The sequence below is a fragment of the Bradyrhizobium sp. 25ACV genome, from assembly GCF_054863005.1.
The window spans coordinates 50,994-60,354 of the sequence record NZ_JAVAYO010000028.1; the positions used below are offsets into that span (position 1 = coordinate 50,994).

The following is a 9,361-nucleotide window of genomic DNA, read 5'->3' on the forward strand; positions in this document are numbered from 1 at the left end:
GCCCTGAATTCCACAGCTTTGCAGGAAAGTTCCCGGCCTTCCCTCGAATCGGGCCTTGCCGCAGGTCCCGGCCGCTACTGTGCCCAGGACGGTGCCCGTGTCCGGGCCGCGACCGGGTGCCCGGGCCCTATCGGGTCCCCGGCGTGCGCGGCAGCATCTGCTTGACCTCGACCGCGATCCGGTTGCGGTCGACCAGCACGACGCCGGAGGCGACCGGCAGATTATTGGCCAAAACCTTGACCTCGTCGGCCTCGGTTGCGTCGAGCTCGATGATGGCGCCGCGGGAAAGACGTAATACTTGATGGATCGGCATCGTGGTCGTCCCGAGGACGACCATGAGATCCACGGTGACTTTATCGAGAGTGGGCACTGTCAGGACCGCCGCAACCAGGGACTAAGGACCAAGGACTTGGAACAAGGCCTTGGCATTTGCGCCTGCAATGATCACCACGTTATGGTTAGCCAATGGTTAATTTGCCCCAAAACCCGCGCCAAGAGCTGGATTTGACGTCGTTTTCGGCGTCCCATGGCCAGCCCGTGGAGTGGCGAATCTCGGACGCGCCGGTGCTCTATCCGGAGGCGGTGGCCGAGATGGAAGCCCGGGTCGCCGCGATTGCAGCGGGCGAGGCCCGGGAGCTGGTCTGGCTGCTCGAACACCCCCCGCTCTACACCTCCGGCACCTCGGGCAAGGAAGCCGACCTGCTCGATCCCCGATTCCCCATCTTCGCCACCGGGCGCGGCGGGCAGCTCACCTATCACGGGCCGGGCCAGCGGGTGGCCTATGTCATGCTCGACCTCAAGCGGCGCCGGCCGGACGTCCGGGCCTATGTCGCGAGCCTGGAGGAGCTGATTCTGCGCACGCTCGCCGCCTTCAACGTCCGCGGCGAGCGGCGTGAGGATCGGGTCGGCGTCTGGGTCAGGCGGCCCGACAAGGGCGAAGGTTACGAGGACAAGATCGCGGCGATCGGCGTGCGGCTGAAGCGCTGGGTCTCGTTCCACGGCATCGCCATCAATGTCGAGCCGGAGCTGTCGCATTTCACCGGCATCGTGCCTTGCGGCGTGGTCGATCCCCGCTACGGCGTCACCTCTCTGGTCGATCTCGGCCAGCTCGTGACCATGGCTGACGTCGACATCGCGCTTCGGCAGGCGTTCGAGGAGCTGTTCGGGCCGACCAAAGCGTTGGTGCCGGAAGCGGCCGCCTAGCATTGCTTCCTGAACAATTCCGAAGTTCAGTTCCGCACCGCAAGCTGACGATCAGGCCGCGGGTGAGATGGCTCACCCGCGGCTTGCAGCCTCACGCCGCCTGCAGCGACACGTCGAGCTTACCGGCGATGTAGCGGCGTTCCTGGGTGAGGCCGCCGAAACCGTAGGCATCGCCCTTGACCTCGTCGACATGCAGATAGGTCTCGGGATGCAGCGGCCCCAGAATCTCGGCCATGCGCTTGAACATGGCGGCAAGATAAGCGGCCTTCTCGTCCTTGGTGTTGGTGCCTTCGGTGACGTGGATGTCGATCCAGTAGCTGGCGAGCTTCTGCTCGGCGAGCGACTTGCCGCCGGCGAACCAGTCACCGGCCTCGACCGACTTCACGATGATGGCAGTCACCTTGGGATCCTTGTGCAGGATTTTTGCGGTGAGCTCGGACACGGCGTTGGCGATCTCGGCCTTCAGCGAGGGTAACTGGCGGGACGAAGTGTAGGACACGGTGATCAGCGGCATGGTGGCTCTCCTCAAGATGCAGCGCGGGATTTGCGCGGCGTTGGTGAGAAGCTAGACCTCCCCCCATCATTTTGGTATCTTATCTCTGTTGATACCAGTGATAATGATCCATAATGACAGCCACCCTCGACATCGCCACGATCAAGGCCTTCCTGCTGGTCGCCGACCTCCAGAGCTTCACCCGCGCTGCGGAGGCGCTAGGAACGACGCAGGCCGCCGTTAGCCTGAAGCTGCAGCGGCTGGAGACGCTGCTGGCAAAACGCCTCGTCGAGCGCTCGCCGCGCGCGGTCCGGCTCACAGCCGAGGGCGCCAGCTTCCTCGAACGCGCCCGCGCGTTGATGGCGGCGCATGACCGCGCGCTGTCGGGTGAGGCCCCGGCCGCGCAATCGCTCTCGCTCGGCATCTCCGATCACGCCGCCGGCCCCGAGCTGGTGCCGCTGCTGGAACGCCTGCACGCGATGTCGGCAAATCTCACCCTCGCCGTCACCATCGGCTTCTCGCGCGAGATGCAGGATGCCTATGACGCCGGCGAGCTGGACGCTGTGATCGTCCGCCAGGAAGGCAGCCGCCGCGGCGGCGAGAAGCTGACCGAGGACGAGTTCGGCTGGTTCGCGTCACGGCGCTTCATCCTGCCGAAGGGCGAAGCGCTGCCGCTTGCGACCCTCGCCCCGCCCTGCGGCGTCCGCGCCATCGCCGTGCGCGCGCTCGACAAGGCCGGCCTCGCCTGGCGCGAGCGCTTCGTCGGCGGCGGCGTCACCGCGGTGGTCGCAGCTGCGCTCGCGGGGCTTGCGATCGCGCCGCTCGCGCGGCGGATCGCGCCGCCCGGGCTGGTCGACATCGGACCCGCGCACAAGCTTCCAACACTCGGCAGCTCGAAGGTGATGCTGCATTCGAAGGTCAGCGATCCCGCCAAGCTTGCGGCACTGCGTGCGGTGGCGGCGACGTTCCGGAGCGTGGCGGCCACCTGATGTCTCACAGAATCGCCTCGAACGCGCTGCGCAGCGTTTCGTGCTTGAACACAAAGCCGCGGCTCAGCGCCTTGTTCGGCAGCACGCGCTGACCGCCGAGCAGGAGCTCGTCGGCAACGCCGCCGCCGATCCGGCGCAACAAGCCGCCAGGAATGCGGAAGATCGCGGGCCGATGCAGGCGGCGGCCGAGCTCCTCGGTGAATTTTGCGTTGGTGACGGGGATCGGCGCGGTGGCGTTGACAGGCCCCGACAGATCAGGCGTTGCCATTACATAGGCGATCAGCCGGATCAAATCGTCGCGCTCGATCCAGGACATCCACTGCCGCCCGGTGCCGATGGGACCACCGAGGCCGAACTCGAACGGCGTCAGCATCCGCGTGACGAAGCCGCCGTCCGTGCCGAGCACGAGGCCGATGCGCAAACAGACCACGCGCACGCCAAGCTCTTCCGCCGGCCGCGCCGCCGTCTCCCACGCCGCGCAGAGCTCGTGGCTGAAACAGGCGTGCGACTTGGCTGACTCCGTCAGCACCTGGTCGGCCCACAATCCGTACCAGCCGATCGCGGAGCCGCTGACCAGCACCTCGGGCTTGCGATCGAGCCGCGCGATCAGTTTGACGATTTCGCCGGTCATGTCGATGCGGGAGCCAAGAATCTTCGCGCGCTTCGCCTCGGTCCACAAGCCGTTGCCGATCGGCTCGCCGGCGAGATTGACGATGGCGTCGATTGGCGTGTCCGCGGCGAGCTGATCGAGGCTGGTGATCAGCGTGACCGGTGGCGGCAGCATTTCCGCCTTCGCGGGATTGCGGATCAGCGCGATGACGTGATGCCCGGCCCCGCCAAGACTCGCCGCGAGGCGACTGCCGATGAAGCCGGTGGCACCTGTTATCAGCACGGTCTTGCGGCCGGGGAGCTTTTCGACAAGCCCTTCGGCGGGAACGCTGCGCATGCGGCGGAGCCGGCGCATCGCCGCAAGATCCCTGAGGCCGCAGAGCGCGGCACCTACCGCGCAGGCGGTCGCGGCGATGCTGAGCAGGCCCTGGCTCATGACGCTCACGCCGAAGGGCTGCATCGCCCAATCGGTCAGCACCGGCAACAGCAGCACGAGAATGGCACCGCAATTGATCGCGAGCAGCGTGTGGTTGATGCGCTCGCTCGGCGGCAGTTTCCGGCTCAGATCTTCCTCGACGAAATCCATCAGGGTGATGACGATCTCGGCGACCAGCACCACGACGATCAGCAGCGCCAGCAATCCATAGACCTCGAGCCAGCCGAGCACGAGGAACAGCAACGCATAGAGCATGTTGCGGATGCCGTGCAGCTTCAGCTCGAAGCGCTGCGACACTCGCCAGGCCAGGCGCTCGGTGAATTCGTGGTGATAGAAGGTATCGAACACGCCCATCACGATCTGGATGGCGATGAGCGTCCACAACAGCGGCGTCATGATACGGCCTCCCTGAAGGTGGCGGACTGGTGGATCAGCGCGCCGTAACGTGGATGAATGACATCGAGGGTGAAGCGGAATGCGCCGTCGCCGAGGTCGCGGTGCGTCACCGTGAGATCGCCCGGCGTGAGCCAGCGCGGCAAGGGGATCCACAGGCGTCCGAGCTGGAGCCCATAACCGGCGCTGCGGAAGATCAGCGTCTGGTCCTCGACCGCGGTGCGGAGCGCCATCGAGACGCCGAAGCCGACATATTCCTCGAGCCCGGTCGGACCGGCAAAACGCTTGGCGGAATGGATCACGTGCGGAAAGCCGCGCTTGCGCGCGCAGATGCGGGTCCAGGTCTGACCGCCGGTCGTGCCGTCCTCGGTCACGGTGACGATCATGGGGACACCGGTGTCACGGCCGGTTGGCAGCGGCCCGCCGATCAGCTTTGCTGCCTGCGCGAACCACCAGCCGACCTCGCTGAAGGAGACCTCGTCGACCACGCCGACATAGACGACGCTCTCGCCGTCCGCGACGCGTTTGGAGAAACGCCGCCAGGTCGCGAGCGGCAGGCGGCCCCAATCCTCGTCCGACAGCAGCGCACGGAAGCGGCGGTCGTCGAGCAGTTTGGTGTGAGCGGAGGTCGATGCGTTGGAGCCTGATAATCGAGCCGACGTCATCGCACCCTCCTCAGCGCTATTTGGCCTTGCCCAGCGGCAGCAGGCTGACGATCTTCTCGCCAAGCCGCATCAAGGCGACCAGCCGCGGCCGCGGCACCTTCAACATCTGCATGAACCAGTGATCGGCGAGCTCGGTGAAGGCGAGCATCTCCTTCAGCCGCTTGGCGGCGACCGGATTGATGGTCGGATCGCCGGCGGCATCGGACACGCAGGCCCTGAGCGCCGCAATCGCCGGATCGAGCTCCCGCTCCTTGCGCCGCGCCGCTATTCTGGCGGCGACCTCCCAGATGTCGGTCTCGGCCTCGTAATGGTCGCGGCGGTCACCGAGGATCGGCGCCCGCCGGATCAGGTTCCAGGCAAGCAGCTCCTTGAGCGAGTTGGAGACGTTCGAGCGTGCCATGCCGAGCGTGTCGGCGATGTCCTCCGCCGTCATCGGCGCCTCGGTGAGATAGAGCAGCCCGTGAATCTGGCTGACCGAGCGATTGACGCCCCACTCGTCCCCCATGTCGCCCCAATGCAGGATGAAGCGCTCGACGGCGGCGGGGAGTTTCTTCTTTCCGGTTATTTCTGTCATTACAGAAATATCTGCCGATAACGTCCCCTTGTCAAGCGGGCTTGGTCCCGTGTACGGGTGCGGGATATCTGCCTAAAAATGTCCCAACTTCAGGGAACCATCCGCTTCCTGTGGCGTTTGCTCCCGTCGAGGCAGGGTCCCGGAATGATCGGAAAGTTCAGTCAACAGCGAGACTTGTTCGAGAGCGAGCGCAGTTTCCGACTGTTGGTTGAGGGAGTTGCGGACTACGCGCTCTACATGCTCGATCCCAGGGGGATCATCACCAGCTGGAATATCGGCGGCGAGCGCATCAAGGGCTATTCGCCCGGGGAGATCCTCGGCCAGCATTTCTCCCGCTTCTACACCGAGACCGACCGTGCCAACGGCAAGCCGGCCCGCGCGCTCGGCATCGCCAGGGAAAAGGGCCGCTATGAGGAGGAAGGCTGGCGCGTCCGCAAGGACGGCACCTTCTTCTGGGCAAGCGTCGTGATCGACCCGATCTACGAGGACGGCGTCCTCGTCGGCTTCGCCAAGATCACACGCGACATCACAGAACGCCGCAATACCCAGCTCAAGCTCGAGGCGATGCAGAAGCAGCTCGCCGAGTCCCAGAAGTTCGATGCGCTGGGGCAGCTCACCGGCGGGGTCGCGCACGACTTCAACAACCTCCTGATGATCATCAGCGGCAGCCTGCACATGCTGAAGCGGGGCGCCGACGACCCGGCCAAACTTCAGCGCGCGATCTCGGCGATCGAGACCGCCACCAAGCGCGGCGCGGCGCTCACCAACCAGCTCCTCACCTTCGCGCGGCGCCAGAGCGTCAATCCGCAGGCGATCGATTTCGCCGAACGCATCGCGGAGATCCGCGAGGTGCTCGATGCCGGCGTCGGCAGTTCCGTACGCCTGGCCTTCGACATCGGCCACGATGTCTGGCCGGTCAAGACCGACGCCTCCGAGCTCGAGACCGCGCTGCTCAACCTCGTCATCAACGCCCGCGACGCGATGCCCGACGGGGGCACGGTGACGATCGGCGCGCACAATGTCGTGCTGGACGAGGCGCCGCTTGCCGGCGACTTCGTCGCAATCGACGTCACCGATACCGGGCTCGGCATTCCCTCCGACGTTCTCGACAAGGTCTTCGAGCCATTCTTCACCACCAAGCCGATCGGAAAGGGCACCGGCCTCGGCCTGTCCCAAGTGCACGGCTTCGCCCATCAGGCCGGCGGCACGGTGAAGGTCGCAAGCGAGCTCGGCAAGGGCACGACGTTCACCATCCTGCTGCCGCGCGGAGAAGACACGCCACCGCGAGAGGCGGCTGGAGGGCCATCCTTCCAAGGCAGCGGCACGGTGCTGCTGGTCGAGGACAATCCCGACGTTGCGCTGGTCAGCATCGGTCTTCTGGAGCAGCTGGGCTACCACGTCCGCCGGGTCGCCGACGCCGAAGCCGCCTTGCGCGAGATCGAGAATAACGGCGTCGACTTCGTGTTCTCGGACATCGTCATGCCCGGCAAGATGGACGGGCTCAGCCTCGCCCATCGCCTCCGTCAGATCCGCCCTGGCCTGCCGATCCTGCTCGCCACCGGCTATAGCGACGTCGCCGCCGGCGTGCGCGGCGATTTCCCGATCCTGCGCAAGCCGTACGAGATCCACGAGCTGAGCGAGGCGATCGCCAAGCTGCCAAGGTGAGGCTAAACTACCTACACCGTCGGCAACACCGAGAACGCTTCCCCTGCCCTGCGCAGGTTCAATTCATCGGTGCTGGCGGTCTCGCTCGTCACGCTGTCCACGCGGGAGGACGGCGGGCCGTGGCGGCATAGCGCGACCATGTCGGCGACGTGCTTTGGCGCTCCCGCGAACAGCGCTTCGACGCAGCCGTCGCGGCGGTTGCGGACCCAGCCTTCGAGGCCGCTCGCAGTCGCCTGGTACTCGACCCACGCCCGGTAGCCGACGCCCTGGACGCGGCCGCGGATCATCACCTGGAGGATCGCCCGGCTCATGTTTTTAGCCCGAGAAGGTCAGCGCCTCGCGCCTTGACGTCGGCCTCGCGCATGACGCGGTTGGTCAGGTCGGATGATGCCAGACCTCTCAGTGCCTTCGGCGCCGTGCCCTCGCGCAGCGCTTTCTGCGTTTCATACACGGCTTGCGTCGCAGCCGCGATCGGCGCGTGGCCCTGAAGCGCGATACGCACACGCTGGCTGGCGAGATAGTCGAGCGCACTCAGCTCCTCCGGCGCACCACCGAGCACGATCGGCAGGCGCGTGGCGGACGCGACGGCCTCGAGCTCCGCGCGCGACTTGATGCCGGTGAAGAACAGCGCGTCGACACCAGTCGCCTCATAGGCCTGCGCGCGGCGGATCGCGTCCTCGATCGAGGTGATCGAGGCTGCTCCCGTGCGGCCCATGATGACCAGCGAAGGATCGCTGCGGCCATCGAGCGCCGCCTTCATCTTGCCGACGCCTTCCTCCAGCGGGATCAGCTGCGTCTTCGCCTCACCGAAGGCGGCCGGCAGCAGCGTGTCCTCGATGGTGAGGCCTGCGGCGCCAGCAGTCTCCAGCTCCTGCACCGTGCGGCGCACATTGAGCGCATTGCCATAGCCGTGATCGGCATCGACCAGCACCGGCAGCGCTGCGGCGCGCGACATCCGCCGCATCTGCTCGGCAAGCTCGGTGAGCGTGATCAGCGTAACATCGGGATCGCCGAGCACCGCGAGCGAGGCGACCGAGCCGCCGAACATGCCAAGCGGAAAGCCGAGATCCTCGGCGATGCGGATCGAGATCGCGTCATAGACCGAGCCGGGATGGATGCAGGCCGAGCCCGACAGGATGAGGCGCAGTTTCTCGCGGCGGGAACGAAAGGCCATGGTGCTGTCTCGGTTAGGTCACGGAGCCGCAGCATACTCCGTCATTGCGAGCGAAGCGAAGCAATCCAGAAATGCATCCGCGGAAGCAGTCTGGATTGCTTCGTCGCTACGCTCCTCGCAATGACGGCGTTTGTGGCCCCACCGGGCCCACTCACACTTACGCAAACTCCAGAATCAGCGCGTCCACCGCCAGCGTCGCACCGGCGCTGGCGTGAACCTTCTTCACGGTGCCGTCCTGCTCGGCGCGCAGCACGTTCTGCATCTTCATGGCTTCGACCACCGCGAGCGTCTCGCCGGCCTTGACCTCCTGCCCCTCGGTCACCGCGATCGAGACGATGAGCCCGGGCATCGGGCACAGCAGCTTCTTGCCGGTGTCGGAGGCCGTCGTCACCGGCATCAGCCGCGCCGAGGTCGCTTCCGCTTCGGTCCAGACATAGACGGGGACCTCGACGCCCTGATGCGCGAGGCGGATGCCGTTCGGGATCGGCCGCGCCTGCACCGCGACGAAGTGGCCGTCGATGGTGCCCTGCCAGACCGGATCGCCCGGTTTCCATGGTGAGGCCAGCAGATGCGAATTGCCAGCCTTGCCCTCGGCGTCGATGAAGCGCACCGCGATCGCCTCGCTTTCGCGTCCGACCTCGAGCTGGATCTCCTGGCGGTCGAGCCAGACCGCGCGGCGCCGCTCGCGCTGCACGACGCGGCCGCCCAGCTGGCCGGAAATCTGGCGCTTGCGCTCCCCTAACACATGATCGATGGCGGCGCCGACCGCGGCAATCCGCCGGGCGACCTCGCCTTCGGGCACGCGCACCGCAAAGCCCTTGGGAAATTCCTCGGCGATGAAGCCGGTCGAGAGCCGTCCCTCGCGCCAGCGCGGATGATGCATCAGCGCCGACAGGAACGGGATGTTGTGCCTGATGCCGTCGACATAGAACGAATCCAGCGCGGTCGCCTGCGCCTCGATCGCAGCCGCGCGCGAGGGCGCATGCGTGACGAGTTTTGCGATCATCGGATCGTAATGGATCGAGATCTCGCCGCCCTCCTGGACGCCGGTATCGTTGCGGATGGTGATGCCGTCGTGGCTCACTTCCGCCGGCGGGCGATACTTCACGAGCCGCCCGATCGAGGGCAGGAAGTTGCGGAACGGGTCTTCGGCGTAGAGG

At 66.2% G+C, this 9,361-nt stretch carries 11 protein-coding genes; 3 read left to right on the top strand and 8 right to left on the bottom strand.

Translation table 11 applies throughout. The features are described from left to right. Positions 1–127: 127 nt before the first annotated feature. Positions 128–370, bottom strand: a complete 243-nt coding sequence (locus RAD04_RS37770) for a FliM/FliN family flagellar motor switch protein (protein WP_011088012.1) — start codon at positions 368–370, stop codon at positions 128–130. A gap of 95 nt (positions 371–465) precedes the next feature. Between RAD04_RS37770 and lipB the strand changes: the two genes are divergently transcribed. Next, the gene (lipB, locus tag RAD04_RS37775) at positions 466–1,203 is read left to right on the top strand and encodes a lipoyl(octanoyl) transferase LipB (protein ID WP_461627840.1); all 738 of its coding nucleotides are present in this window, start codon (positions 466–468) and stop codon (positions 1,201–1,203) included. 91 nt (positions 1,204–1,294) lie between these two features. Here lipB and RAD04_RS37780 read toward each other — a convergent pair whose 3' ends face one another. Beyond that, entirely contained in the window at positions 1,295–1,717 is a 423-nt protein-coding gene (locus tag RAD04_RS37780; RefSeq protein WP_461627841.1) for a tautomerase family protein, read from the bottom strand. 113 nt (positions 1,718–1,830) lie between these two features. Between RAD04_RS37780 and RAD04_RS37785 the strand changes: the two genes are divergently transcribed. Then, a complete protein-coding gene (locus tag RAD04_RS37785) occupies positions 1,831–2,685 on the top strand; it encodes a LysR family transcriptional regulator (RefSeq protein ID WP_461627842.1) in 855 nt (284 codons plus the stop codon). Positions 2,686–2,689: 4 nt separating this feature from the next. Here RAD04_RS37785 and RAD04_RS37790 read toward each other — a convergent pair whose 3' ends face one another. The 3 genes from RAD04_RS37790 to RAD04_RS37800 are packed head-to-tail and all read right to left on the bottom strand — an operon-like array spanning position 2,690 to position 5,362. Further along, the gene (locus RAD04_RS37790; protein ID WP_461627843.1) at positions 2,690–4,126 is read right to left on the bottom strand and encodes a TIGR01777 family oxidoreductase; all 1,437 of its coding nucleotides are present in this window, start codon (positions 4,124–4,126) and stop codon (positions 2,690–2,692) included. Further along, complete coding sequence (locus tag RAD04_RS37795; protein WP_461627844.1) at positions 4,123–4,788, bottom strand: DUF4166 domain-containing protein; 666 nt, start codon at positions 4,786–4,788, stop codon at positions 4,123–4,125. Before RAD04_RS37795 ends, RAD04_RS37790 begins: the two co-directional genes overlap by 4 nt. A gap of 16 nt (positions 4,789–4,804) precedes the next feature. After that, positions 4,805–5,362 carry a GbsR/MarR family transcriptional regulator gene (locus RAD04_RS37800; RefSeq protein WP_461627845.1) on the bottom strand — a complete coding sequence of 186 codons (558 nt, stop codon included), beginning with the start codon at positions 5,360–5,362 and terminating at the stop codon, positions 4,805–4,807. Positions 5,363–5,506: 144 nt separating this feature from the next. Here RAD04_RS37800 and RAD04_RS37805 point away from each other — a divergent pair, with 144 nt between their 5' ends. Next, on the top strand, positions 5,507–7,027 hold the full coding sequence (locus tag RAD04_RS37805; protein ID WP_461627846.1) for an ATP-binding protein: 1,521 nt from the start codon (positions 5,507–5,509) through the stop codon (positions 7,025–7,027). Between the two features lie 11 nt (positions 7,028–7,038). On the opposite strand, the gene RAD04_RS37810 is transcribed toward RAD04_RS37805, so the two are convergent. The 3 genes from RAD04_RS37810 to RAD04_RS37820 form a co-directional block, all read right to left on the bottom strand. Next, on the bottom strand, positions 7,039–7,338 hold the full coding sequence (locus RAD04_RS37810) for an acylphosphatase (RefSeq protein WP_461627847.1): 300 nt from the start codon (positions 7,336–7,338) through the stop codon (positions 7,039–7,041). Next, positions 7,335–8,201 carry an isocitrate lyase/PEP mutase family protein gene (locus RAD04_RS37815; RefSeq protein ID WP_461627848.1) on the bottom strand — a complete coding sequence of 289 codons (867 nt, stop codon included), beginning with the start codon at positions 8,199–8,201 and terminating at the stop codon, positions 7,335–7,337. The genes RAD04_RS37810 and RAD04_RS37815 overlap by 4 nt, the downstream gene beginning before the upstream one ends. Positions 8,202–8,358: 157 nt before the next feature. Beyond that, on the bottom strand, positions 8,359–9,361 hold a 1,003-nt coding region (locus RAD04_RS37820; RefSeq protein WP_461627849.1), incomplete at its 5' end, for a biotin/lipoyl-containing protein.